Annotated in this window: 23 protein-coding genes and 1 pseudogene; 12 read left to right on the top strand and 12 right to left on the bottom strand. The window is 67.8% G+C overall.

From position 1 onward, the window contains the following. Positions 1–119 precede the first annotated feature (119 nt). Complete coding sequence (locus ACPWT1_RS22570; protein ID WP_427913366.1) at positions 120–575, top strand: hypothetical protein; 456 nt, start codon at positions 120–122, stop codon at positions 573–575. 65 nt (positions 576–640) lie between these two features. Here the strand turns inward: ACPWT1_RS22570 and ACPWT1_RS22565 are convergent, their stop codons facing one another. After that, positions 641–811 (bottom strand): hypothetical protein, encoded by a 171-nt coding sequence (locus tag ACPWT1_RS22565; protein WP_427913365.1) that lies wholly within the window; start codon positions 809–811, stop codon positions 641–643. A gap of 106 nt (positions 812–917) precedes the next feature. On the opposite strand from ACPWT1_RS22565, the gene ACPWT1_RS22560 reads away from it, so the two are divergent. From ACPWT1_RS22560 to ACPWT1_RS22545, 4 genes are all read left to right on the top strand, one after another. Further along, complete coding sequence (locus tag ACPWT1_RS22560) at positions 918–2,771, top strand: FAD-binding oxidoreductase (RefSeq protein ID WP_427913364.1); 1,854 nt, start codon at positions 918–920, stop codon at positions 2,769–2,771. Between the two features lie 159 nt (positions 2,772–2,930). Then, positions 2,931–4,721, top strand: a complete 1,791-nt coding sequence (locus ACPWT1_RS22555) for a N,N-dimethylformamidase beta subunit family domain-containing protein (protein WP_427913363.1) — start codon at positions 2,931–2,933, stop codon at positions 4,719–4,721. Positions 4,722–4,873: 152 nt separating this feature from the next. Continuing rightward, positions 4,874–5,008 (top strand): entericidin A/B family lipoprotein, encoded by a 135-nt coding sequence (locus tag ACPWT1_RS22550; protein WP_427913362.1) that lies wholly within the window; start codon positions 4,874–4,876, stop codon positions 5,006–5,008. Positions 5,009–5,132: 124 nt separating this feature from the next. Next, positions 5,133–7,274 (top strand): AsmA family protein, encoded by a 2,142-nt coding sequence (locus ACPWT1_RS22545; protein WP_427913361.1) that lies wholly within the window; start codon positions 5,133–5,135, stop codon positions 7,272–7,274. Here the strand turns inward: ACPWT1_RS22545 and ACPWT1_RS22540 are convergent. After that, positions 7,271–8,427 (bottom strand): annotated as a pseudogene (locus tag ACPWT1_RS22540) (methyltransferase). The gene ACPWT1_RS22545 and the pseudogene ACPWT1_RS22540 sit on opposite strands and share 4 nt — an antisense overlap. Before the next feature lie 67 nt (positions 8,428–8,494). On the opposite strand from ACPWT1_RS22540, the gene ACPWT1_RS22535 reads away from it, so the two are divergent. Further along, positions 8,495–9,772: an NAD(P)/FAD-dependent oxidoreductase gene (locus ACPWT1_RS22535; RefSeq protein ID WP_427913360.1), complete on the top strand. Its 1,278-nt coding sequence runs from the start codon at positions 8,495–8,497 to the stop codon at positions 9,770–9,772. A 142-nt stretch (positions 9,773–9,914) separates the two neighbouring features. Beyond that, complete coding sequence (locus tag ACPWT1_RS22530; protein WP_427913359.1) at positions 9,915–10,598, top strand: Type 1 glutamine amidotransferase-like domain-containing protein; 684 nt, start codon at positions 9,915–9,917, stop codon at positions 10,596–10,598. On the opposite strand, the gene ACPWT1_RS22525 is transcribed toward ACPWT1_RS22530, so the two are convergent. Further along, positions 10,595–10,867: a hypothetical protein gene (locus ACPWT1_RS22525; RefSeq protein ID WP_427913358.1), complete on the bottom strand. Its 273-nt coding sequence runs from the start codon at positions 10,865–10,867 to the stop codon at positions 10,595–10,597. The two genes, ACPWT1_RS22530 and ACPWT1_RS22525, sit on opposite strands and share 4 nt — an antisense overlap. A 515-nt stretch (positions 10,868–11,382) precedes the next feature. Beyond that, positions 11,383–11,559 carry a hypothetical protein gene (locus ACPWT1_RS22520; RefSeq protein ID WP_427913357.1) on the bottom strand — a complete coding sequence of 59 codons (177 nt, stop codon included), beginning with the start codon at positions 11,557–11,559 and terminating at the stop codon, positions 11,383–11,385. 472 nt (positions 11,560–12,031) lie between these two features. Between ACPWT1_RS22520 and ACPWT1_RS22515 the strand changes: the two genes are divergently transcribed. Then, complete coding sequence (locus ACPWT1_RS22515; RefSeq protein WP_427913356.1) at positions 12,032–13,093, top strand: hypothetical protein; 1,062 nt, start codon at positions 12,032–12,034, stop codon at positions 13,091–13,093. Between the two features lie 47 nt (positions 13,094–13,140). Here ACPWT1_RS22515 and ACPWT1_RS22510 read toward each other — a convergent pair whose 3' ends face one another. The 3 genes from ACPWT1_RS22510 to ACPWT1_RS22500 all read right to left on the bottom strand — a co-directional run bounded on the left by ACPWT1_RS22510 (position 13,141) and on the right by ACPWT1_RS22500 (position 15,774). After that, a complete protein-coding gene (locus tag ACPWT1_RS22510; protein ID WP_427913355.1) occupies positions 13,141–14,154 on the bottom strand; it encodes a hypothetical protein in 1,014 nt (337 codons plus the stop codon). Between the two features lie 538 nt (positions 14,155–14,692). Then, positions 14,693–14,839 (bottom strand): hypothetical protein, encoded by a 147-nt coding sequence (locus ACPWT1_RS22505; RefSeq protein WP_427913354.1) that lies wholly within the window; start codon positions 14,837–14,839, stop codon positions 14,693–14,695. Beyond that, positions 14,836–15,774 carry a hypothetical protein gene (locus ACPWT1_RS22500; RefSeq protein ID WP_427913353.1) on the bottom strand — a complete coding sequence of 313 codons (939 nt, stop codon included), beginning with the start codon at positions 15,772–15,774 and terminating at the stop codon, positions 14,836–14,838. The genes ACPWT1_RS22505 and ACPWT1_RS22500 overlap by 4 nt, the downstream gene beginning before the upstream one ends. Before the next feature lie 1,111 nt (positions 15,775–16,885). Between ACPWT1_RS22500 and ACPWT1_RS22495 the strand changes: the two genes are divergently transcribed. Next, positions 16,886–17,143, top strand: coding sequence for a 3-phosphoglycerate dehydrogenase (locus ACPWT1_RS22495; protein ID WP_427913352.1), 258 nt, complete (start codon positions 16,886–16,888; stop codon positions 17,141–17,143). A gap of 47 nt (positions 17,144–17,190) precedes the next feature. After that, positions 17,191–18,006 (top strand): class I SAM-dependent methyltransferase, encoded by an 816-nt coding sequence (locus ACPWT1_RS22490; RefSeq protein ID WP_427913351.1) that lies wholly within the window; start codon positions 17,191–17,193, stop codon positions 18,004–18,006. Between the two features lie 12 nt (positions 18,007–18,018). Here the strand turns inward: ACPWT1_RS22490 and ACPWT1_RS22485 are convergent, their stop codons facing one another. Next, positions 18,019–19,689 (bottom strand): ABC1 kinase family protein, encoded by a 1,671-nt coding sequence (locus ACPWT1_RS22485; protein WP_427913350.1) that lies wholly within the window; start codon positions 19,687–19,689, stop codon positions 18,019–18,021. Between the two features lie 177 nt (positions 19,690–19,866). Between ACPWT1_RS22485 and ACPWT1_RS22480 the strand changes: the two genes are divergently transcribed. Then, entirely contained in the window at positions 19,867–20,427 is a 561-nt protein-coding gene (locus ACPWT1_RS22480; protein WP_427913349.1) for a YbhB/YbcL family Raf kinase inhibitor-like protein, read from the top strand. A gap of 4 nt (positions 20,428–20,431) precedes the next feature. On the opposite strand, the gene ACPWT1_RS22475 is transcribed toward ACPWT1_RS22480, so the two are convergent. The 4 genes from ACPWT1_RS22475 to ACPWT1_RS22460 are packed head-to-tail and all read right to left on the bottom strand — an operon-like array spanning position 20,432 to position 23,680. Next, positions 20,432–21,709 carry a TRAP transporter large permease subunit gene (locus tag ACPWT1_RS22475; protein WP_427913348.1) on the bottom strand — a complete coding sequence of 426 codons (1,278 nt, stop codon included), beginning with the start codon at positions 21,707–21,709 and terminating at the stop codon, positions 20,432–20,434. Further along, complete coding sequence (locus tag ACPWT1_RS22470) at positions 21,706–22,218, bottom strand: TRAP transporter small permease (RefSeq protein WP_427913347.1); 513 nt, start codon at positions 22,216–22,218, stop codon at positions 21,706–21,708. Before ACPWT1_RS22470 ends, ACPWT1_RS22475 begins: the two co-directional genes overlap by 4 nt. Next, positions 22,218–22,676 carry a type II 3-dehydroquinate dehydratase gene (locus ACPWT1_RS22465; RefSeq protein ID WP_427913346.1) on the bottom strand — a complete coding sequence of 153 codons (459 nt, stop codon included), beginning with the start codon at positions 22,674–22,676 and terminating at the stop codon, positions 22,218–22,220. The genes ACPWT1_RS22470 and ACPWT1_RS22465 overlap by 1 nt, the downstream gene beginning before the upstream one ends. Continuing rightward, complete coding sequence (locus ACPWT1_RS22460) at positions 22,673–23,680, bottom strand: TRAP transporter substrate-binding protein (RefSeq protein WP_427913345.1); 1,008 nt, start codon at positions 23,678–23,680, stop codon at positions 22,673–22,675. The genes ACPWT1_RS22465 and ACPWT1_RS22460 overlap by 4 nt, the downstream gene beginning before the upstream one ends. Positions 23,681–23,759: 79 nt before the next feature. Here ACPWT1_RS22460 and ACPWT1_RS22455 point away from each other — a divergent pair, with 79 nt between their 5' ends. Continuing rightward, complete coding sequence (locus tag ACPWT1_RS22455) at positions 23,760–24,569, top strand: IclR family transcriptional regulator (protein WP_427913344.1); 810 nt, start codon at positions 23,760–23,762, stop codon at positions 24,567–24,569. The last annotated feature ends 8 nt before the right edge of the window (positions 24,570–24,577 follow it).

The raw sequence follows: 24,577 nt of genomic DNA, 5'->3' as shown, positions 1-24,577 counted from the left end.
GATGCGACTCCTGGTGGCCTGGAAGTCAGCGCGCCCTCAGCCCGCCGCAGTCCAGGCCTACAAACTTTCGCGCTGGTCCCGACATCGATGCAGATTCGCGCTCCGGGATGCTCACCCGCATGACAAATCCGATCCTCAAACTTCTCGCTGCTTCCGGGATGGTCGCGGCCCTTGCCGCGTGCTCGACCGCGCAGCGGGTCGACGTCACCAGCCCGGACACCCAGGTCGACAACCAGCCGGAGCCCACCGTCGTGCTGGTGCCCGTCGAGATCCAGACCCCCGCGCTCGCGGCGGGGTGCTGGGCCCAGCTCTATGACGAGCGCGAGTTCAAGGGGAACATGGTGACCATCGTCGGCCCCATGCAACTGCAGTCGCTGGACAAGAGCACGGGCCGCCAGCTTCGCCGCGAGATCGACAGCCTCGTGCTCGGACCGAAGGCCAGCCTCACGGTCTACGAGCACCGGATGTTCAGGGACCGCGCGGTGACGTTCGGCCCCAACGCGCGCGAGGGCGGACTGGTCAGCAAGCTCGGCCCGACCGGCAGGATCGAATCCCTGCAGCTCAGCTGCAGCTAGCAAGTCCGCACGCGGAGCGGTGCTCGTCCGCCCCGAGAGCGTGAGCGGCGAGCGGCAGCAGTCCGCTAACCGCCGTGGTAGCCCTTCAGGATGTCTTCCTCGGGCTTCTCGGGATCGATCGTCGAATCGTTGGTGCGCTGCGGCGAATCGAGGGAGCGCTGCTCCTGCTCGTTCTTCTCCAGCGTGGCTCGGACATCGGGCGGCGGGGTGGGATCGGCGTTGTTCAGGTCTGGCATGGCAGGCGTGTTGAGCGGGATGAACGCAGGCTAGCCCGCACCGGCGACGCCGATATCGGCGCAGCCGGTGCATTGCTGTAGGAGCAGGGCTGCAACGCTCGGCATCATGATCGCCGCGGGCACAATCTGGGCCCTTTCTCATCCGGACAGTGCCCCAATGCCCAGCCTGATCGACACGGGGCGGCGCCGCCTGATCCAGGCCGCCGCCAGCATTCCCGTGCTGCCGCGTTTGTCGACGGCGCGCGCTGCAACGATGGTCGATCGGGTGCGGCCCGGCGACCCGCAATGGCCTGCGCCAGAGCAGTGGCAAGAGCTGGGAAACCGGCTTCGCGGCGCCCTGCAGCAGGTGCACTCGCCGTGGCCCGCCTGCCGCGCGGGCGCCGCAGCCTGCACCGACCTGTTCCGGCGCGCGAAGAACCCGTACTTCCTCGGTGACGAGGTCGCGCTGACGCAGACGCTCGGCTGGGTGGATGCGTGGACCTCGTCCCCGAGCGCGTACGCCATCGAGGCGCGGTCGACCTCCGACGTGGTGGCGGGGGTGAACTTCGCTCGCGAGCACCGGCTCCGGCTGGTGGTCAAGGGCGGCGGGCACAGCTACCAGGGGACGTCCAACGCACAGGATTCGCTGCTGGTCTGGACGCGTCGCATGGACGCGGTGCAGATGCACGATGCCTTCGTGCCTGCCCATTGCGCCTCGGCGCCGGTGCGGGCGGTCAGCGTCGGCGCCGGTGCGCTTTGGTCGCATGTCTACGATGCCGTGACCACCCGCGGGGGCGGCTACGTGCAGGGCGGCGGTTGCATGACGGTCGGCGTCGCGGGCCTGGTGCTTGGCGGCGGGTTCGGCAGCTTCTCGAAGCGCTTCGGCCTGGCCGCGGGCAGCCTTCTGGAAGCCGAAGTGGTGACGGCCGACGGAACGCCACGGATCGCGAATGCATGCACCCACCCCGACCTGTTCTGGGCGCTCAAGGGCGGGGGAGGCGGCAGCTTCGGCGTGGTCACCCGCCTGACGCTGCGGGTGCATGAGCTTCCGGACACCTTTGGGGCAGTGAACTTCACTGTGCGGGCGCGATCGGCCGACGCATTCCGCCGGCTGGTTCGCATGGCAATCGATCACTATGCAGAGCGGCTCATGAATCCGCACTGGGGCGAGCAGATCCGCCTGCGGCCGGACAATTCGCTCGCGGTGTCGATGGTCTTCCAGGGGCTGGACCGCGGGGAAGCGGCGATCGTGTGGCAGCCCTTTTTCGATGCGCTGGAAGCTGCTCCGCAGGATTTCAGCGTCGACTTCTCGCCGCTCAAGGTCGTGTCCACGTCGGCGCGCACCTTCTGGTCTCCGACCTTGCTGAAGCGGACACTGGGTTTCATCCGGCGCGACGACCGACCGGGAGCGCCGGAAGGCAACGTGTTCTGGCCGGGCGACCAGGGGCAGGCGGGCCAGGTCCTGCATGGCTACCAGTCCACCTGGCTGCCGGCCACCCTGCTGCAACGCGACCGCCGCGGCGCACTGTGCGATGCGCTGGTCGCCGCCAGCCGGCAATGGGGGGTCTCGTTGCACGTCAACAAGGGACTGGCCGGAGCACCGCCCGAAGCGATCGCAGCGGCCCGTGAGACGGCGATGAACCCGGCGGCCATGGAGGCCTTCGCCCTGGCGATCAGCGGCGCGGAGGAGCAGCCGGCTTATCCCGGTGTCGTCGGACATGAGCCTCACGTGGACCAAGCCCGCGAGCGCAGGGCGGCGATCGGCCGGGCGCGGGACGAGCTGCGCCGCGTGGTGGGCAAGGCGGGCTCGTATGTGTCCGAGAGCGACTACTTCGAGGACAACTGGCAGGGCGCTTTCTGGGGAGCCAACTATCCGCGCCTGCTCGAGGTGAAGGCGAAGTACGACCCGGGCGGCCTCTTCTTCGTGCACCACGGCGTCGGAACCGAGCGCTGGACGGAGGACGGGTTCCGGTTCATCTGAGACGCTCTCCACCGCACCTGCTGGGCCAGGGCATCAACGGCGGCTGACGCGCGAAGGGCGACTTTTCCTACTGAGTCCGTAGGCTCAGCCGGGCGAATGGAAGACCTTGGACGGTGAGACTCGTGGCTGGGCCGTAGAGCCCCAGGGAGTCAAGAAGCCGTGGAACAACAGGCATGCAATCGGGCCGGCAAAGGCCTGGACGCGCTGGTCGCGATCAGCGCACTCTTTCTCGCCGCTTGCGGCGGTGGTGGTGGCGGCGGCGACGCCCCGCCTGCCGGCGTGCCATCGACCGCGCCGTCGCCGGCCGTGACCGCGCCGGTCGCCAGTGCCGTGCCTGCTCCCACGCCGGCGCCAACACCCGCGCCGACGCCTGCCCCGACACCCGCACCCACGCCTGCGCCAGCCCCAACGCCTGCGCCGAAACCGGCACCCACGCCTGCGCCGACACCCGCACCGGCACCCGCGCCAACGCCGGCGCCGACACCTGCTCCCACGCCTGCTCCGACACCGGCCCCTTCGCCTGCGGAACAGAACGTCATCCAGCTGGAGAACGCCAAGCCCGGCGATGCGGACTGGGGATTGACCGCCCTGTCGGACACGCCCACCGTCGAGGGCTACGCGTCGGCGACCAGCGTCAACCGCGGCGAGACCATCCGCTTCTTCGTGAGCAGCGAGGCGCCGACATACAAGATGACGATCTACCGGCTGGGCTGGTACGGCGGCGCTGGCGCGCGCAAGATGAAGTCGGTGACGCTCAGCGGCACCAAGCAGCCCATGCCCACGCCCGATCCGCAGACGGGCCTGATCGAGGCCGACTGGGCCGAGTCCTACCGGCTCACCATTCCGGCCAGCAGCGACAGGACCGACTGGGCCAGTGGCGTGTACCTGGCCAAGCTCACGCCGAGCGCAGGCACCGAGAGCTACATCATGTTCGTGGTGCGCGACGACTCGTCGCCCTCCACGTACGTGTTCCAGAGCGCCGTCACCACCTCGCAGGCGTACAACAACTGGGGCGGCAAGTCGCTCTACAACTTCAACAGCGACGGCGGCATCCCGGCGCGCAAGGTGTCCTTCAACCGCCCGTACAAGCGCCAGGGGTACTCGGACACCGGCGCGGGCCAGTTCTTCAGCTACGAGGTCAGCTTCCTGCGCTTCCTGGAGCGCGAGGGTTATGACGTCAGCTACATCACGAACGTCGACGTGCATGCCGACGCGACGAGGCTGCTGAACCACCGTGCGTTCCTAGCCGTGGGCCACGACGAGTACTGGACCTACGAGATGCGCGCCGGCGTGCAGGCCGCGCGTGCACGTGGCGTCAACCTCGGATTCTTCTCGGGCGACCAGACCTACTGGCAGATCCGGATGGAGCCGAGCCGGTCGGGCGACGCCAACCGCACCATCGTCGGCTACAAGGACAACGCGGCGGGTGAGGACCCGTATGCACTGGACGGCGATCCCACCAACGACAAGTACATCACCATCCGCTGGAAGGACATCGCGACGTTCTACAACGTCAACGACCCGGTCGCGCAGCCGGAGAACTCGCTCGTCGGGGTCATGTACCACACGGACAAGGTGAACAGCGACGTCGTGGTGTCCAACCCTTCGCACTGGGCCTTCGCGAACACCGGCGTGGTGAACGGCACCCACTTCCGCGGGCTCCTGGGCTACGAGACCGATGCGGTGAACGACAACGGCTATTCGCCCAAGGGACTGGAGATCCTGTCGAGCTCGCCAGACGGCCAGGGCCTCGCCAACATGGCGACCTACACGGCCCCTTCGGGGGCGGTCGTCTTCGCCACCGGAACCATGCAATGGTCCTGGGGCCTCGACAACTACGGTGGCCAGGGACTCGTCGATCCGACGGTGCAGCAGGTCACGCGCAACGTGCTGTCGCGCTTCGCGACCGGGACGCTGTTGCCACCGCCTCGCGGCCCGGCACCGCACTGAAGCGGGGCCCGTGGATCAGCAGCCGGAGGACGTGGGCTGACACGGACAGTCGACGTCCTCCTGCCTGCCTCCGCGCAGCGTGACGGGACGCTTGCAGTTCGCTGCGCGGCTGTGCCGCGTCTCCAGTTTCCCTTCTCCTCCGAGGTCATCCCATGAAGACGATCACCACCGTTGTCGCCCTGTCCTTTCTCCTGGCCCTCAGCGCCTGCAACACGATGCAGGGCTTCGGGAAGGACGTGAGCAAGGCCGGCGACAAGATCGAGAACAAGGCCGAAACCAACAAGTAGCCGACGCGCCCGGCCGCGCCGGGTCTCCGGCGCGCCGGTGCTGCAAGCGGGGCAGGTCTTCTCCGGCCCGACATCGCTCGGGATTCCCACAAGGACAGAGCTGCTCAGGGTCCATCGTTGCCTCATGGTGACGCATGAACCCTCTGCAGCGGCCACGCGCGGCTCGGGCTGGCGCCGCGCCGCGATCGTCGTCGTGGCGGTGCTCGCGGCCCTCGTGCTGCTGGTCGTCTTCTTCCCCTGGAACGCGGCGCGCGGGCCGATCGGCCGCTATGTCAGCGACAAGACCGGCAGGCACTTCGCGATCACGCGCAACCTGTCGGTCTCCCTCGGCCGCACGACGCGCGTGCGTGCGGAAGGCGTGGAGTTCGCCAATCCCTCGTGGGCCAGTGATCCCTGGCTGCTGCGCTCCGATGTCGTCGACCTGCAGGTGCGGCTGTGGCCGCTGCTGCACGGGCAACTCGTCTTGCCTTCGCTGTCGCTGCAACACGCGGAATCGGGACTGCAGGAGCTGCCCGATGGCCGCAAGACCTGGGACCTGACGAAGCCCGGGTCCAAGCCATCGGCCAAGAGCCAGCTGCCGGCGATCGGCAGGCTGGCGGTGGACGACGGCCGCCTGCACTACCTCGCGCCCGCACAGCGCATCGACGTGCAGGCGCAGTTGTCGATGCAGCCCGACCCGGGTAACGCGAGCAAGGCGCTGGCGGTGCAGGCCGATGGCCGCTTCCGCGACCAGCCGTTCCACGCCACCGGGCACGCGGGCGATGTGCTGCAGATCGTGCAGGGGTTGCAGAAGCCGTTTCCCGCCGAGGTGCGCATCGAGGCCGCGAACACGCGCATGCACGTGGTCGGTACCGTCGCGCAGCTGGTGCCGCTGGGTGGCATCACGGCCGACGTCGACGTGCAGGGTCGCAGCCTTGCCGACCTGTACCACGTCACGGGCGTCGTGCTCCCCGAGACGCCGAGCTACAAGCTGCAGGCGCACGTCAGCGACGAGGGCACGACGTGGAAGGCCAGCGGCATCAAGGCGCTGCTCGGCAAGTCCGACCTCACCGGCGAGCTCGCCTTCGACAACAGCCAGGCGGTCCCGCTGCTGAGCGGCAAGGTGGAATCGCAGCGCGTCGACTTCGTCGACCTCGGGCCGCTGATCGGCCTGGACGACAAGCCGCGCCCCGACACGCCGAAGCCGCCGCCGAACCGTGACGCGAAGGCGTCGGCCAAGCAGGCGTCGGCTGCGGCACCCGGCAAGGTGCTGCCGGACAAGTCGCTCGACCTGGACCGCCTGCGCAAGATGAACGCGGACGTGCAGTACACGGCCGTGCACATCGTCAACCTCAACACGATTCCCGTCGACCAGGGGAAGCTGCACGTGCGGCTGCACGACGGACTGCTCGACATCGATCCGATGGACCTGGGCTTCGCAGGCGGTCGCCTCGCGGGACGCGTGCGCATCGATGCGAGCAAGGATCCTGCGGCGTCGGCGCTGAAGCTGTCGATGCGCAACGTGGCACTCCCCAAGCTGGTGAGCGGCTCCAGCTTCGAGAAGTACCTGAGCCTCGGGACGGTGCAGGCCGACATCGACCTGCACATGCGCGGCAACTCCACGGCCCGCATGCTCGCCACCTCCGACGGCACCGTCGCCGCCGTGATGGGAGGCGCCCACATGAGCAAGCTCGCCAGCCAGGCTGCGAGCCTGCATGTCGGTGAAGTGCTCGGGCTGCTGCTCACGGGCGACAAGGAGATCGACGTGCGGTGTGCCGCCGCCGCGTTCGACGTGCGGCGCGGGTTGATGCAGTCGCGTGCGCTGGTGTTCGATACCTCGGACACGGCCCTTTACGGGGACGGCTCCGTGAACCTGGCCTCGGAGAACCTGGACCTCATCGTGCGCCAGTACCCGAAGGAAAAGAGCCTGCTGTCGCTGCGCTCGCCGATCCGCGTCGATGGTCCGTTCAGGAAGCCGGACGTGCATCTCGACAAGACCGCGCTGGCCACCAAGGGTGGTGCGTCCGTGGCGCTCGCCGCCGTGACGCCGTTGCTGGCGTTGGCGGCCACCTTCGAAAAGGGCGGCGGCAAGGATGCGGACTGCGGGTCGGTGCTGCGCGAAGCGGCGGGCGTGAAGGGCGGCGCGGAAGGCATGGCCGGCGCCGCCGCGCAGGCCGCGCGCAGCGAGGCCCAGCAGCCGGGTGGCAAGGAGGCCATGGGTGCCGGCCCCAACCCGGAGGAAAAGCCAGGCTTGCTCGCGCGGATGAAGAAGGCGCTCGGGTTCTAGGGGACTGCGCCGAGGCGCCAGAGCGAGGTGGTCTCGCGGCTGCGGGCCGCGGCCAGCGGGTCGCTGGGGTCGCTGGCCTTGGGATGGCGGGGACGGACATCGAGGCGCTCGCGAACGACGAGGCCGCCCGAGTCGACGAGCGCGAGCAATTCATCGCGACGCCGCAGGCCCAGGTGCTCGGCCAGGTCCGACAGCACCAGCCAGCCTTCTCCGCCCGGTGCGAGCCGCTCGCGCAGTCCACCCAGGAACCCGCGCAGCATGCGGCTGGCCGGGTCGTAGACGGCATGCTCCAGCGCCGTGGCCGGCGTGCCCGGCAGCCACGGCGGGTTGCACACGATGAGCGGCGCCGTTCCGGCGGGAAACAGGTCGGCTTCGACGACTTCAATCCGATCCTGCAGATGCAGCCGCTGGATGTTGTCGCGAGCGCAGGCCAGTGCACGCGGGTTCAGGTCCGTGGCCACGATGCGCGCGATCCCGCGGCGCGCCAGCACCGCCGCGATCACGCCGGTGCCGGTCCCGATGTCCCAGGCCATCGAGGCGCCGGCGGGCAGGGGCGCTGCCGCGACCAAGTCGAGGTACTCACCGCGAACGGGGGAGAACACGCCGTAGTGCGGATGGATGCGATTGGCGGGGGTGGTCCGAGCGCCGGCACTTCCACGCCTTTCTTGCGCCATTCGTGCGCACCCACCAGTCCGGTCAGTTCGCGCAGCGCCACGACGCAGGGCTGGCCGTCCGGCGGCCCCCAGGCCTCGCCGCAGGCGGCACGCAGGTCGGGTGCTCGCCGAAGCGCGATGCCGTAGTCCCCGCCGACTTCGATGACCAGCATGCCGAGCACGCGCGCCCGGCGTCCCTGCGCCTGCCGATAGCGATAGAAGACGTCGGCGGGTGACGCCGGTGCGGCTGCGGGCTTTCGGCCCGCGCGGTCGAGCCTGCGGCCGAGTGCCTGCAGCAGCTGCCGCGCGTTCTGGAAGTCCCCGCGCCAGAGCAGTGCCGTTCCTTCGCAGGCCAGCCGGTAGGCCAGGTCGGCGGGCGTCTGGTCATCCGCCAGTTGCACGCGCCTGGGCGCCGGCCATCCCGATTCCGAACGCCACCGCGCCTGATGCTGCTCGCCGCCTTCCTGCCAGTGGAGGACCGTCACGTCGGGGGAGTTCATCGTCGTCGGGGGCACGTGGCATTCTGCCCTCGGCGCGGACGTCCCCTCGGGGCGAGACAATCCCGGGGTGTCTTCTTCTTCCTTGCGCGCCCCCGTCATCGGCGGCGGACCCGCCGGCCTGATGGCGGCCGAGGTGCTGGCCCAACACGGTGTGGCCGTCGACCTGTTCGACGCCATGCCGTCCGTGGGTCGCAAATTCCTGCTCGCCGGACGCGGCGGCCTGAACCTCACCCACTCGGAACCTCCGCAAACTTTCCTGGGGCGTTACGGAGACCGCAGCAGCGCGCTGCGCGAGGCGGTCTCGACCTTCGGAGGAGACGAGGTCCGGCGCTGGGCTGCCGACCTGGGCATCGCGACCTTCGTGGGGACTTCCGGGCGCGTGTTCCCGACCGACATGAAGGCCGCGCCGCTGCTGCGCGCATGGCTGCACCGGCTGCGGGCGGCTGGCGTGCGGCTGCATCCCAGACACCGTTGGCAGGGTTGGGAGCCCGCGACGGGGGAGCTCCTCTTCGACACACCCGCGGGGCGCATTGCGCACGCAGCGCAGGCCGTCGTCCTGGCGTTGGGCGGTGCGAGCTGGCCGCGCCTGGGATCCGATGGCACGTGGGTGCCGCTGCTGAACGCCCGCGGCGCGCCCATCGAACCGCTGCAACCGGCCAACTGTGGGTTCGACGTGGCACCCACGCGCGTGGGTGCGGCCGGATGGAGCGACCACCTGCGCCAGCGGTATGCGGGCCGGCCCGTCAAGACAGTGGCCGCCCGGCTCGATTCGCAACCGCTCGAGGACAGCCAGCAGGGCGAGTTCGTGGTGACGGAGACCGGCATCGAAGGCAGCCTGGTGTACGCCTTCTCCGCGCGACTGCGCGACGAGATCGCAAGGCATGGGCGCGCGACCTGGCTCGTCGACCTGCTGCCCCAGCACAGCCCGGCGCAGGTGCTGGCGGAAACGCGTCGCCCCCGCGGCTCGCGCAGCCTGTCCACCCACCTCAAGAGCCGCCTGGGCATTGCGGGCCTGAAGATGGCTTTGCTGCATGAGGTGCTCTCGCCCGGGCAGATGGACGATCCCGAGCGCCTGGCCCTTGCCCTGAAGGCGCTGCCCCTGACACTGGCCCGTCCTCGTCCGGTGGACGAGGCGATCAGCACGGCCGGAGGCGTGCGGCTGGACGCGCTGGATGCCAACGGCATGTTGCGGGATCTGCCCGGCGTGTTCTGCGCCGGTGAGATGCTCGACTGGGAGGCGCCGACCGGCGGCTACCTGCTCACGGCCTGTTTCGCGACGGGCCGCGTTGCGGGGCAGGGCGCAGCGCAGTGGTTGCGGCAGCGGGCGCGATCGGGCGCTGATTGACGACGGCCTCGGGGCCGCAACGCGTTCCGGAACGCACTTGGGGAATCGCGCCCGTTCGCTGTCGAGAATCCGGACCATCGTTCGTCGTGGATCGTAGGCGGCGCCATCCGGCATCGCAGGCACTTCTTCGAGAGGACGAGTCGTGAAGCTTCTGCTGACTTCCGCGGGTGTGAAGAACGCCAGCATCCACAAGGCGCTGCTCAAGCTGCTGGGCAAGCCAGTCGCCGACTGCCAGGCGCTTTGCATCCCCACGGCCCATTACGGCCACCCGCAGGGCACGGCGGCCGGCGCCTGGCGCTTCGTCAGCGGCCGGCAGACGCCCTGCCCGATGGTCGAGCTCGGGTGGAAATCGGTGGGCCTGCTCGAACTCACGGTGCTGCCGCACATCCCCCGCGAGCGATGGACGACCTGGGTGCGCAACGCCGACATCCTGCTGGCCGACGGCGGCGATGCCGTGTTCCTGGCTCACTGGATGCGCAAGTCGGGCCTCGCCGACCTGCTGGCGTCATTGCCCGACAAGGTGTGGATGGGGCTGAGCGCCGGAAGCATGGCGATGACGCCGCGCGTGGGCGACGCCTTCGTCGAGATGAAGCCTTCGATCACCGGCAGCGACGAGGGGCTGGGCCTCGTCGACTTTTCCATCTTCCCTCACCTCGATTACCCGGAGTTTCCGGAGAACGCCATGCCTTATGCGGAGCGTTGGGCCGCGGGGCTGGGGAACCCGTCGTATGCCATCGACGACCAGACCGCCATCGAGGTCGTCGACGGCACCGTCAACGTCATCTCCGAAGGGCACTGGAGATACTTTGGCGGACGGCCAGGCTAGGGCTCTGAAGGGCCGGAACTGCGCGGGCGTGAGCCTCGATTCACTTTGCGGTCATGGACCGGCAACGACCGCGCCGCTTGCTGAAGGCCGAGGCTCCTCACGACCTTCAGGGGAACGATGCCATCTCCAGCGGAGGCTCCCCGAATCCACTGCTGCATCAGCTCCCGAACCACGTCTGACGCGGGCTGCTGCCTTGCCTTGCAGAAACGGAAGAACTCCTCTTTGAGCCGGACATCCAGCAGGAAGGTGATTCTTGAGTGCTCGGGCACGATCGGCCTCCATCCGTAGGTCCGAAAGGGTGGAGCCTTCGCGAAGCTTCCGCCTTGACTTGGATCAAAGCGGCGTCGCACTGCCCGTCATTGGCAGCGCCGATGCAAGCGGCGCGCAAGCAAGGCCGCTCTTCGCTGTCGGTGGAACCCGGAGGCCAGGCGCACCAAACGCGCGTCGTTGATGGGCACGGGCGGGGTTAACATTCGATGTGCGCTTGAAAGCACTCGCCCCTCATGAATCGCTCAACTGACGCGCAGGACCGCCGGGATGAGATCCTCACCAGTCTGGCCAGGCTGTACAGCCTGCGTGAGGACATGCGCAGAGCGGACAAGCCCGTGACGGTCCATTGCCTCACCATCGCCATCAAGATCAGGAGCGAGACGCTGAGAGCGCTCGATGATCGACAGGTGGATCCTTCGTTCGGATTCCAGCAACCCCGAACTGGCCCATAGCGACCGTGGTCGAGCTGGTACGTGAAGCTCACCAACTCGGGGGCAAGCACGTCGGGCGACGTTCAAGACCAGAACCGCTTCTGCTGGTCCAGATCAGCGCGTTTGGGGTTCACCCGCTCCAGCTTCTTGAGGGTCTCCAAAGCCGACGCCGCGCCGCGGCCGGAGTACCCGCGCCGCTTCACAGGAGTTTCGGTGACGGGCGCCGCGGGCTTGTGATTGGGGGGGTGCTGCTGATCCATTGCCGTCGCTGCTGACGGCATGCTGCATCTACTGTCGGGCGGATCGCGTCAGGAGCTCCCGCTGGTCGTGGTGCGCGAATTTGCGCTCAGCGTGTAGGAGAACTCGGGTCAGCATCATGTGCCGCGTCTGCGTCGACGCGCGGCTCTTGTCCGGCGGCCTCCTGCTCACGCAGGTTCCTGATGATGCTGTCCATTCCCTCGCCGCTGCGGCGCTTGTTGCGCCATAGCTGCCGGAGTCCTGCCGGCCCCGCCAGCCTCGGCACCCCGTCGTCAGTGTCAACCATACGCACCCCTCTCCGCACCGGCCGCTCGCACATCGTCTGTGCGTTCCGAATACGCGGGCACCATGAGCCGCGTCGATCCAGACGCGCTTTTGATTTTGATGCCCGCCGACTCATCCGGCACTGCCTTGCTCAACCACGCGAGCTTGTCCTACAGCACTAGATGTGTGTTGAATTACAAAATGTGAGACATGCACGGACAGGCGGTTGGTACCGAGCGGCCAATTCTCTGGCTCGGTTTGGCGGGTTTCGACTCAAGCGAGCGCAATCAGATCAACCAGGCTGCGCAGCAGCATCGCGGGCCCGTTCAGTGGCGGCTCAGTGCATTCCAGGATGCCGATGCCTGGCTGGTCAAGGGAACGAAGGTGACGACGGGCGACGCAGGCACCATCCGTGTCGCGCCAGGAATGCCGACCGAGCGTTCGATCAAGCTCGGGCTGCAGGACGTCAACCGGCCAATCTCTTTCTCGACTCCGCTCCCGGACTCCATCGAGCCTCTTTCCAGTTTCGATCTGAGCGCCATCGATACGCTCGGCCGAACCCTCGATCACGTCGCAACCTGGCTGAGGCCTCGTCGCGTGCAGTTCGAGCTTGGTCGGTTGATCCTCTCGCGTGGAAGTGCGCTTCGGCACCGCGTCTTTCACCTGCTTGGCAGTGGCCGTCTACTGGCTGTTGCCAACTTCCGTACCGGGCGAGTGGGGCTGGCTCCCGACGTGGAACCTGGTCAAATTGCATGTGCCGAGTGGGTCTCCAGACCGCCGAGTGCCGGCGACTTGCCACCCGCTTTCGTTCAGACCACGGTTTCGCAGCTGGCCTGGACCTACGTTCGCCACACAGAGGAGAACGTGCTTCCGACGCGTTACCTCGGCAGCCCCATCTACTATCGCGGCGCGCCGAAGGTGCCGGTCCAGTGGATTTCCGACTCGCAACTGGCACTGATGCGCGAGCTTCACGCCGAACCTGCGACCCTCATGGACCTGCGGGTGCGCACGGGCATGTCGCTGGAGCAGGTGCGCCTTGACCTTGCATGTCTCTTCGTGGCGTGCGCGATCACGAGTTCGCCGGCCAGGGCAGCGAGGTGGGCCGACACGTCGTCTCGTGGCGCGTCCAGCGCTGGCTTGGACGCGGCAGACTTGATGTGCGCGACCGAGGCATCGGGCATGACGACGTCGAGCCCGTCTATCAACGATGGCCTTTCGCGGCAGTTCCAGACCGTTCCCGCGCCCCTGATCATGCAAGCGGGGGCTGCGTAGGCTGCCATCGCGTCACCCGAGGGCCCCCAATGCGGTCGCCCGACCGTTCACCGAGGGCGCAGAGCCCCAGGCACCGTCGAGGCCTGGAAACCGGGCGGCTCGGCGTTCTCGGGGGCAATGCTCGGAGCCGGGTCTCCCCCTGTGGAAAGCGCCGCGTATCCCACGCGGCGATGCCACTCCAGCGCCGCTTTGGAAGGCGAACTTGTAATCGCCGAAGCAAAGTACAGCGGGGTCAGTGCGGCGACCGCGCGTTCAATCGGCATGCGCGTCCGCGCTGCGAGCTCCTCGAGCATCTGCGGGTTTGCTGTGAGTTCGGTCAGAACCGCTAGTTGGCCATCGCTCAGCCACCCCAGCGGCACTCGCGGCGGGCCACGATAGAAGACTGGCCGCTCGTAGTAGGAGCTAGGCAGAAGATCCACTTCGGAGTGCTTCGCGTACGTCCAGGACAGTTCGGCGGTGGCCATGACCACGAAGTCGGCGGGCACGTCCCGCAATGTTCCGGTTTTGCTCCACTTGGCAACCTCCACGTCGGCTGCCGTCAACAGCTGCGACAGTGCTGCCCGCCCGATCCTGAAATCAAGCTGCGCAAGCAGATTGCCATCAGCGCCGAGTAGCTGGAACGCGCCGTGTCGCAGGGACGGGCCTGCCCGCACGATCTCGCGACCGAGTGCAAAGCGAGTGCGCAAGGCAAGCAGCCCGCCACGAAGTCGCGATACGGCTTGGCATATCGCCTCGGGTTCTTCCAGCGAGAACTGATGCCGAACTTGCAATGTCGTTGGCACAGGCGACGCAAAGGCCACTGGCCTGCTCATCTCCTGCAGATCGATCCTGACGGACTGCTGATTCGGGGGGCCGGCAAGGACGTCGAACCGGGAGTCGCCCAAATGCTCGATACGGCCGCCGTGCACCAGGCAGGCATTCGCCGTGGAGAGATCGCCAGGACGCCAGCACGCGGCAGTTGCATCCGCCTCGAGGGCCGACCAAATGGCCAACTCCTCGTCCGGAGCGAATCCCAACAGAGCGAGCCAGAGGAGCGGCTCCTCGGCGCTGCGTGCGTTCATGAGTCCTGAGTACCGATCCGAAGCTATTGCGGTCCGATGGTAATGGCATGTGCGCGGTTCAGGCCGTGATGACACTGCTCGACGCCGGCGCCTTTCTGCACCGGCGCGACAAAGCTCTGTCAATTCGAACAGGTGCGCACGCCACGGCTAAGACTGCGAGGGGTTCATCGCAGCGCAGAGGTCGCGTTTCGAATAGGGCCCTCAGCTTCTGGCGGTGTCCGAACGTTGTAGGCAAGCGGGACGGGCCAAGGTTGTTCCAGCTGCGATTGCAGTCCGCGCAGCTACAACCAGAGAGCCCCGAAACACTGGGCTGAGGCTCGTATTCGGTGAGGGCTCGGTAAAGTGAAGGCTCGTTGGACAGAAAAGGAGTCTGATATCGAGAAGGTAGAAGCGATCTTTTGATTTCTCTATGTTTGACCACGAGCCGGCTCGCTGTACTCACTCAGCGCATGCCGGCTCACTTCGTCTGTGTTGCCCGTGATGCCCTCTGAAGGGGGGCTTGGTTCGTGAAGAGAGCCTCGCTCGATCCGGCTCGTACTCACTTGCCCAGCACATCGAGCTTGCCGCCGTTGGGCGCGACAGCCTGCTGGAAGCTCACCACATAGTGCCCGTCAGGCCCGCCGGCGACGCTGTAGGCCGTATCGACGGGGCCGCTGTTCGGCCCCGACGTCAGCCGGCTGATCAAGGTGTCCCAGGTCCCTTGCGCGGCGCCTTTGTTGTCCACTGACAGGACGTCGATGCTCTGCTGGACTGCCAAGGCCGGTCCCTGCGCCGCAGGTTGCGAGAAGAGGGTGAAGCCTCCGCTGGCGGCGGGGACACGGCAATCCCGTCAATGCCTCGCCCCACCGACATGGCGCCCACTGGCGTCTGGACACCGCCCGCCTGGTCCGCGATGAGCCAGAACTGCCTGCGCGGCGTTGGGTCGTTGGCCGCCAGAAACTCGCTCCATGTCAGCGCGATACGGGCGTCCGACAGGGCTGCTGCTGCGAATCCGGTACCCGTCCCGGCGGGGTCGACTCCATCCTGCAGCGTCTGTTCGAACGCAACAGCATCCCCGATGGGAGCCGACTTCGCATCGAAGTGCTGCATCCAGACCTTGCCCTGTGTGGTGCCTCCAATTTTCCGGAACCAAAGCATCACCAGGCTGTTGTCGGGCAGGGCGACCAGCCAGGGATTCGTTTCGCCGCCGTTTGTCGACTCGCTCTCTCCAGCCGGAAGACGGCCGGTTTGCGGTGTTCCAACCGGCGAGCCGTTCGCGTCGAAGCGCTGCAGGAAGGCGTCCGAATGGACAGGCCCGGGAACGATCGAGCTGGCAACTGCAAATCCCCCGTCCGCCGTTCCCTTGACGTCGAACCCGCCCATGGCGATGGCCGGCTCGAAGTCGGTCGTGTCCTGAACCTGCGTGCCATCCGCGGCAAAACGCTTGAACTGCAGCTTCACGGTTGGCAAGCGGCTGAACGTAGGGCCGGGGTAGGGAGGGTACGACGCCTTCCAGACGACGACCCAGCCCCCGCCCGCCAGCTGCGCAACGCGGGGGAGGCTGACGCCGTTGGTGTCGGTCGCCACCGCGATGGGGCTCCCGATGGCGTTGCCGTTCGCATCGAAGCGTTGCGCCTGCACCGTCTTGCCATCAGTCCACACAGTGACTCCCCCGCCGGCGTTCAACCGTGCCACATCGCTGGAGTGAGCTGGAGGAGATGGCGGCAGGCTGCTCACCACGGTCGACGGGCCAAACGCGACGAACTGGGAAGCGCCCGCCGGCGCTGGCGATGGTCCCGCCGAGGACGGTGCAGTGGCGGGTGAGGGGCCCGCCGACGGACCCGCCGCCGGTGGCGGCGAGGTGGCTGGTCCACCCGTGGGCGCCGAGGGCGAGGGCGTGCCAGCGCCTGGTGCCGGAGCGCCTGAAGCCGCCGGCAAGGGGAAGGCGCCGCCGCAACGGTGTCGCCACCGCCGCCACCTCCGCAGGCACCCAGCCACAGGGACGCGAACGCGACAAGCGCCAGCCGAGTGCGGGCGGCACTGCTGATTGTTGGTGTCATCGAAGCTTGCTCCACCGGCGAACCATTCGCGGCAGGTGGATCGTCCCGGGATGCCACCACGCTGCCTTGTCTGCGGGAGTGAAGTCCGACGTAGGACAACATTGCTGTTGCGATTGGATGCTCGAAGGAAGCGTTCAAGTGCACGCCTTCGTCTGCATCCGGCAGGCGAAATGGCTACGTCAAAGGTCGCGTCCGGCGTTCGAATCCGTGACATTCGCCTGCTGCGGCGAACCAACGCGGCGCTCGTGACGGAAGCGGTCCCTGGTGTTCCACAGCAGGAGCTGAGTCATCTGGTCTTGCTCGACCTGGCGGGCGCGTCGCACTTCGCATGGTGCAGGACATCAGCAAGCCGCGCGGGGAATTCACGAGCAGCCGCATCGCGTTGACCAAGCGAAAGGAGGCAGGAGAGGACGTCACCAGGATCGTGATGGAGACCTGGTACCCAAAGGCGAAGTCCTGCCTGGCGGCGATCGAGAAGCTGGCGGAGCACCAGCGCCTGCGCAGCGAAGCGCACCGCGAGGAAGCGCAGGCCCGCCGGCGACAGCCTCGGCGGTCGGCGCCTTCCGCGTTGAAGAGATGGGCATGCACAGCGCCGTCGCGTAGGCGCAGCCCAGCAGCCGCGACAGTGTTCGAGCGCAAGCCGCGCGTTTGCGCGGCAAAGCGTATCGTCTCGCCTGTCGCAAAGCCGCTGCATGACCGACACAGTCGAACCCCTCGTTGCCGACTTGATCGCATGGATCGGTGGCGGTCGTCCGTACCCGGACGTCATGGACGCGTGGAAGACGTCGTGCCCACGCCTGCCGGTCTGGGAGGAAGCCAACCTGCGGGGCCTGCTGGCCTGCAGCCGCGACGCAAATGGGGGCGAGTGGGTGCGCGTCACGCCGACCGGGAGAGAGTTCCTCCGCACGCGACAGTTGGCACAGGGCCGTCTCGAGCAAGACCGCACCTGAAGCGGCGAACGTTCCCGCAGAATCCACGCTCCCTCCAGGAGTCCGTCATGCCCCACATGCCCTGGCTTGTCGTCGCGAGAGCCTGCCTCGCCGCCGGTGTGCTGGTTCTTGTCGCGTGCGCTGCGCCACAGGAGCCGGCGCAGCGCTACGCGTCCGTCGTGGCCAGCCCTGACCGCGCCGCGGCGGATCGCATCAACGACCAGCGGCGCAAGCCGGCCGAGATGCTGGCCTTCATCGGCGTGCGGCCCGGGATCACGGCGCTCGACGTGAGCGCGGGCCGGGGCTACACCACGGAGCTGCTCGCGCGGGCCGTGGGACCGGCTGGCCATGTGTATGGGCAGCGCCCGCCCTCTCCGGCCGCCGTGCGGCCTCCGCCTGCGCAGCCCGAGGGACTGGCAGCGCCGCGGCCGCCGGCCCCTGAGCCGACCATCATGCCGACACTGGCAGAACGCGCTGCCAAGGTCGGCAATCTCTTGGCGGTGACGCGGCCCTTCGAAGATCCCGCGCCACCGGAAGTGGCGAACGGCGGCCTGGACCTCGTCACGCTGATGTTCAACTACCACGACCTCGGCCACCTGGGCGTGGACCGTGCCGCGATGAACCGCGCGATCTTCCGCGCGCTGAAGCCGGGCGGGCTCTACGTCATTGCCGACCACTCGGGCCGAGCCGGTACGGGCATCTCCGAGTCCGGCACCCTGCATCGGGTCGAAGAGGCGTTCGTCGTGCGAGAAGTGCAGGACGCCGGCTTCCGCCTGCTGGCCCGCGGAGACTTCCTGCGCAACCCGCAGGACCCGCGCGATCGCAACACGCCCGAGCCGCCCATGCCCAAGGACGAATTCGTCCTGAAGTTCGTGAAGCCTTGATGCCGGGTGCGGTCAGCCGCGCGATTTCCGATAGGCCCGGTCCTGCAGGAAGATGTTCACCAGCAGGAAGACGCCGCCCAGTGCCGCGGAGATGAAGCACACGATGGCGAAGCCCGGGTAGCCCAGGACCTGGAAGTCCGTGTTGACGCGCATCAGCAGTGCGGCGCCGACGATCAGCGCGGCCAGGATCAGGCCGGACGTCACGCGGTTGGCGATCTTCTGCATGCCCTCGATCACGTCGGCCGCATCCATCGCGCGCACCTTGACTTCGAGCTCGCGGTTCGCGACCGCGTCCATGATCCGGTTCACGCGATGCGGCAGGCCCGACGCGAAGCTCTTGAATTCCATCGCCGCGGTGAGCAGGCTGCCTTCGGTGGCCTCCCGCTTCATGCGCCGGGTCGTGAGCGTGGCGGCGTGCCGGCGAACCGCGGCGTTGGGATCGAATTCCGGATCGAGCACGCGGCCGATCTCGTCGAGCTGCAGCAGCGTCTTGGCCAGCAGCGTGAGTTCGCTCGGCACGAAGAGGCCGCAGTCGGCCGCGATGCGGCTGATGTCCAGCAGCGTCTGGCCGACGTTGATGTGCTTGAGCCCGCGGCCCTGCTGCGAAGCCACCAGCACGCCCATGCGCCGGCGGAACCGCGTGGCCTCGTCCCGTTCGCCGCGCTCGCTGATCTGGATGATCGCGTCGGCCGCCTGCTCGCTGCGCCCGTTGCTCACCGCGATCAGGATCTTCATCAGGTTGTCCTGCATGTCGGGCGAGGTGCGGCCCACCATGCCCAGGTCCAGCAGCGCAAGCCGGCCATCGTCGGTGATGAACACGTTGCCCGGATGCGGGTCGGCGTGGAACAGGCCGTCGACGAGCACCTGCTTCAGGTACGCATGGAACAGCTCGTCCAGCAGCGCCGTGCCGTCCATGTTCAGGCGGGAGAACGCCGACACCTTGGTGATCTTCGTGCCGCGCACGCGCTCCATCGTGAGCACGCGCCGGGTGCAGTAATCCGGAATCGGCTGCGGCACCACGAGGCGCTCGAATTCGGCCAGGTTGCGACCGACGGCCACCAGGTTCTCGGCTTCGCGCTCGTAGTCGAGCTCCTCCTGGATCGAGGCGCGGAACTCCTCCAGCATCTCGCGCACGCGATGGCGCCGGCCGACCTCGGTGTGGGCGTCGAGGAACTGCGCGATGCGGGTGAGCACGTCGAATTCCTCGGCCACCTGCTTCGCGACGCCGGGGCGCTGCACCTTCACCACGACCTCGGTGCCGTCCCGCAAGGTGGCGGAGTGCACCTGGCCAAGCGATGCTGCCGCGATCGGCTCGGGATCGAACGAGGAGAACGCCTTCGACAGCCGCGCTCCCAGCTCTTCCTCGACGATGGCGCGCACCTCGTCGAAGCCGAACGGCTTGACGTCGTCCTGCAGGCGGGCGAGCGACTTCGCGTAGCCGGCCGGCAGCAGGTCGGGGCGGCTGGCCAGCACCTGGCCCAGCTTCACGTAGGCAGGGCCCATCGCCTCCAGGTCGTCGGCGAGTTGTTGCGAGGGCGAGCCGGTGCGGTTGCGCCCGCGCCGCCGCGTGGTGCTGGTGGACTGCTCACCATCGGCGATGTCCGACCGAACGGAACGGCCGTGCTTCCAGACCAGGCCGGCGATCTGTCTCCAGCGCTGCAGGTGTTCGATGTTGGGTGCCATGCTCACTCCAGGCCAGCCAGTGTCGCCAAGCCGAGGCGCGGCACCTATAGTCGCGCGGCGCGTCGACGTGTCGGAATGGCTGACGTCGGACTGCGCCTACGTGGAGCTGCGCGTGCGTCGCTGGGCCGCCCCGCCGCCGCGATCGCATCATGCGGCGTCGCTGAGAAGGAGACGCACATGCGAGCCACGCTCATGATCCTCGCGGCGCTGGGCGTCGCGAACGCCCACGCCGCCGGCTTCAAGCTGGAAAGCCCGGACATCAAGGCCAATTCGACCATCGACAGGAAGTTCGAGGCCAACGTCTTCGGCTGCAACGGCGAGAACAAGTCGCCGGCGCTCAAGTGGAGCGGTGCGCCCAGGGACACGAAGAGCTTCGTCGTGACGGTGTACGACCCCGATGCGCCGACGGGCTCGGGCTTCTGGCACTGGTTCGTCTACAACATCCCGCCGAACGTCACCGAACTGGCCGCCAACGCCGGCGCGCAAGGTGGCGCAAATCTTCCCAAGGGCGCCGCGATGAACCGCATCGACTATGGCTTCGCCGCGTGGGGCGGGCCGTGCCCGCCGCCGGGGGACAAGCCGCACCGCTATGTGTTCACGGTGTATGCGCTGAAGACCGACAAGCTGGAGTTGCCGCCGGACGCGACCGCCGCCGTCGCCGGCTTCATGACCCAGGCGAACAAGATCGCGTCGGCGACCTTCATGGCGAAGTACGGACGGCCGGCGGAGAAGAAGTAGCGCCTCAGTAGAACCAGTGCGCGGGCACCAGCACGAGCTTGGGGAACAGCACCATCAGGAACATGAGGATGAACTGGGCGACCATGAACGGCACCACGCCGCGCGTGACCGCGTCCATGCTCACCTTGCCCGCGCCCGCCACCGTGTTCAGCACCACCCCCACGGGCGGCGTGATCAGCCCGATCGCGTTGTTGATCATGAACAGCACGCCGAAGTAGATCGGGTCGATCCCAGCCGCCTTCACGAGCGGCATCAGCACCGGCGTGAGGATCAGGATGGTGGGCGTCATGTCCATCGCGGTGCCGACGATCATCACCAGCACCATGATGGCCATCATCAGCAGCGTGGGGCTTCCCAGCAGCGGCTGCAGCAGGGCCACGACCTGCGCCGGGATGTTGGCCACCGTGATCAGCCACGCGCTCACGGCCGCGGCCGCCACCAGGAACATCACCACGGAACTGGTGCGCGCGGCCGCGACGAACACGCGGAACAGGTCGGTGACCTTCAGTTCCTTGTAGACCACCGTGGCGACGAAGAGGGCGTAGACCGCCGCCACCACGCCCGCCTCGGTCGGCGTGAACACGCCCATCTTCAGGCCGACGATGATGATGAAGGGCAGCACCAGCGCCCACGCCGCGTCACGCACGGCCACCAGCACCTCGCGCAGGGATTTGCGCGGCGGCGATTCGATGCTCTCCGTGCGCGCCATCCACCACCACACGGCCCAGATCGAGGCGGCCAGCATGATCCCCGGGAAGATACCCGCGAAGAACAGCCTGGAGATCGACACGTTGGCCGCGACGCCGAACACCACGAATCCGATCGAGGGCGGGAAGACGGGCGCGACGATACCGGCCGACGCGATCAGGCCGGCCGAACGCGCCTTGTCGTGGCCCGCGGCCACCATCATCGGCAGCAGCAGCGTGGACAGCGCCGCCGCGTCGGCAATGGCCGACCCCGACAGCGCGGCCAGCAGGCACGCAGCGACGATGGTCACGTAGCCCAGCCCGCCCTTGATGTGGCCGACGATGTACAGCGCCACGTTGACGATGCGCCGCGACAGGCCGCCGACGTTCATCACCTCGCCGGCCAGCAGGAAGAAGGGCACGGCCAGCAGCGGGTAGCTGTCCGCGCCGTTGATCAGGTTCTGCGCCAGGATCTGGTTGTCCAGCATGCCCAGGCTCCACATCAGCGCGGCGCCGCACACCAGCAGGGCGAACGAGATGGGGATGCCGATGGCCATCGCGGCCAGCAGCGATCCGACAAAGATGAAGATCGTCACTTCTGGTCCTCGGATTCCTTGACCATGATCAGGTCGGCTTCCGTCACGCGGCCGGTGACCACCTTGAACAGGTCGTTCAGCAGCACCAGGCCGGCCGAGACGCCGAACACCAGGCCGACGGCGTAGAACCAGGCCATGGAGGCGCCGCTCGATGGCGCGGACACGTCCCAGTTGATGCGGGTCTGCTGCAGCGCCCCGCTGAACAGCATCCAGCACATGAGGAGCATCAGGCCGTAGGCGAGCACCAGGCAGGCCTTCTTGCCGGCCACGCCCAGCTTCGCAACGAGGATCTCGGTGCCCAGGTGCGCGTGCTCGTGCAGGGCCACGACGCCGCCCAGGAACGTGAGCCACACGAACAGCCAGCGCGAGAGCTCCTCGGACACCGTGATGCCCGAGTCGAAGGCGTAGCGCAGCACCACGTTGCCGAACACCAGCAGCACCATCAGCGCCAGGCAGGCGGCGATCAGCGCCTCCAGCAGCCGGCAGTAGATGTGGAGCGCCCGGTCCATCAGGCGCCCTTCGGTTCGGCGACGATCTCGGCCAGTGCGCGCAGGCCCATGGTGTAGGAGCGCCAGCCCAGGCCCTGGATGGTCGCCTTCACCGCCGGCGAGATGATCGAGTGCGTGCGCCACTCCTCGCGCGCGGCGATGTTGCTCATGTGGATCTCGAGCACCGGGAACGGCATCGCCTTGATCGCGTCGTGCAGCGACACGCCGTGCTGCGTCAGGCCGGCGGGATTGAGCAGCGCGCCAGCCGCGCGATCGATGTGCTGGTGAAACCTGTCGACCAGCGCACCCTCGTGGTTGGACTGCAGGATGTCCAGCTCCACGCCCAGTTCGCCGGCCAGCTTCTGCAGCTTTTCGTTGATCTGCGCCAGCGTGGTGCTGCCGTAGATGTGGGGCTCGCGGCGGCCGAACAGGTTGAGGTTCGGCCCGTGCAGCACCAGGATCAGCGGCTTGGCGCTCACTTGCGCACCTTCGCCAGCTCGGACTGGTACAGCTTGACGATCGCCGGGTCGTAGCTGGCGGCGAACTTCTCGGTCACCGGCTTGGCGATGTCGCGCATGCGGGCCTGCTGCTCGGGGCTGACCTCGTTGTACTGCATGCCCTTGGCCTGCAGTTCGGCCACCGCCTTCTGCGCCGCCGCGCGACTGACCTGGCGCTGGTAGGTGCGCGCCTCGTTGGCCGCGTCCTGCATGATCTTCTGCTCGGTGGGCGAGAGCTTGTCCCAGAACTTCTTCGACACCAGGATGATGTTGGCGGCGTAGACGTGGTTGGTGGCGCTGACGTACTTGTTCACTTCATAGAACTTGTTCGACAGGATCACCGCGAACGGGTTCTCCTGGCCGTCGACCGCCTTGGATTCCAGCGCGCCATACAGCTCCGCGAAGGGCATCGGCACCGGGTTGGCCTTGAACGCCTTGAAGGTGTCCAGGAACACCGGGTTGGGGATCACGCGGATCTTCAGGCCTTCGAGGTCCTCGGGCTTCGTGATCGGGCGCTTGCTGTTGGTGACGTTGCGGAAGCCCAGGTCCCAGTAGCCCAGCGCCACGAGCCCCTTCTCCGGCAGCTTGTGCAGCAGCGCCGTGCCGAACGGGCCATCCAGCAGCGCGTCGGCCTGCTGGAAGTTCGCGACGGCGAACGGGAAGTCGACGAGACCGAACTCCTTCACGATGCCGGCCAGCGACGTGGTCGCGGGCGCCGACATCTCCTGCACGCCGCCCTGCAGCGCCGACTGCTGCTGCAGCTCGTTGCCCAGCTGGTTGGACGGGAACTCCTGCACCTTCAGCTTGCCGCCGCTCTTGGCCGCCACCAGCTCGGCGAACTTGTGCACGCCCATGCTCACCGGGTGGTCGGTGTTGTTCAGGTGGCCGAACTTGATGGTCCGCTCCTGGATGTCCTGCGCGAAGGCCGTGGTGGCCACGGCGAGGGCGGCGGCGCCGAGCATGATGGCACGGGCGATGGATCGCATGCTTGTCTCCTTCTTGATTGAGATGCGGCATCATGGTCGCACGGCCAGAACGCCGTTCCGGCCCGGAACTTCATTTCACATGACGAACGACAGCACGCCTGCCAGCACCGTGGACCGCGTCCTGCGCGTGCTGGAGACCCTGGTGCACGAACCGCATGGCGTGGCACTCGCCGACCTCGCCACCGAGCTGGGCGTGCCCAAGAGCGCGTGCCATCGCCTGCTGGCCGACTTGGCGCGTGCCGGCTACGTGCGCCAGCTGCGCGAGCGCGGCGACTACGTGCTGACGACCAAGCTGTCGGCCCTGGGCCTGAGCTTCCTCGGCGGCGCGGGCATCGTGGACATCGCGCAGCCGATCATCGACCGGCTCGCGGAAGTCTCGGGCGAGCTGGTGCGGCTGGCCGTGGTCGACGGCGATCGCCTGACCTTCGTCGCGAAGTCGCAGGGCGCGCGGTCGGGCCTGCGCTACGACGCCGACATGGGCATCGACGTGCGGCTTTCATGCAGCGCGGGCGGCCACGCCTGGCTGATGACGCTGGACGAGGAACGCGCCACCGAACTGGTGGCGAGGCAAGGCTTCGGCAGCCCGAAGCAGCACGGGCCGAAGGCGCCCACCACCTTCCGCGCGCTGATGAAGGTGCTGGAGGAAGACCGCAAGCGCGGCTGGTCGATGATCGTCGAGCAGTACGCCCCCGGCATGAGCGCGATGGCGGCCCCGGTGCTCCGTCGCAGCGGCGACGCCGTCGGCGTGGTCACGATCGCCGGGCCCCTGCTACGACTGACACCGCAGCGCATGCAGGTCCTGGGCAAGCCCCTGCTCGACGCTGCGGCGGAGGTGGGGCTGGCAGGTGCGACATCGCCCTTGTTCACGACCGGGTCACGCGGTCGGTGAGGTCGTTG

The organism is Ramlibacter sp. MMS24-I3-19, assembly GCF_050320135.1.
Classification (GTDB): domain Bacteria; phylum Pseudomonadota; class Gammaproteobacteria; order Burkholderiales; family Burkholderiaceae_C; genus Ramlibacter.
Note: the sequence above shows the minus strand (reverse complement) of the source record. Positions and strands in the feature narration are given on the sequence as shown.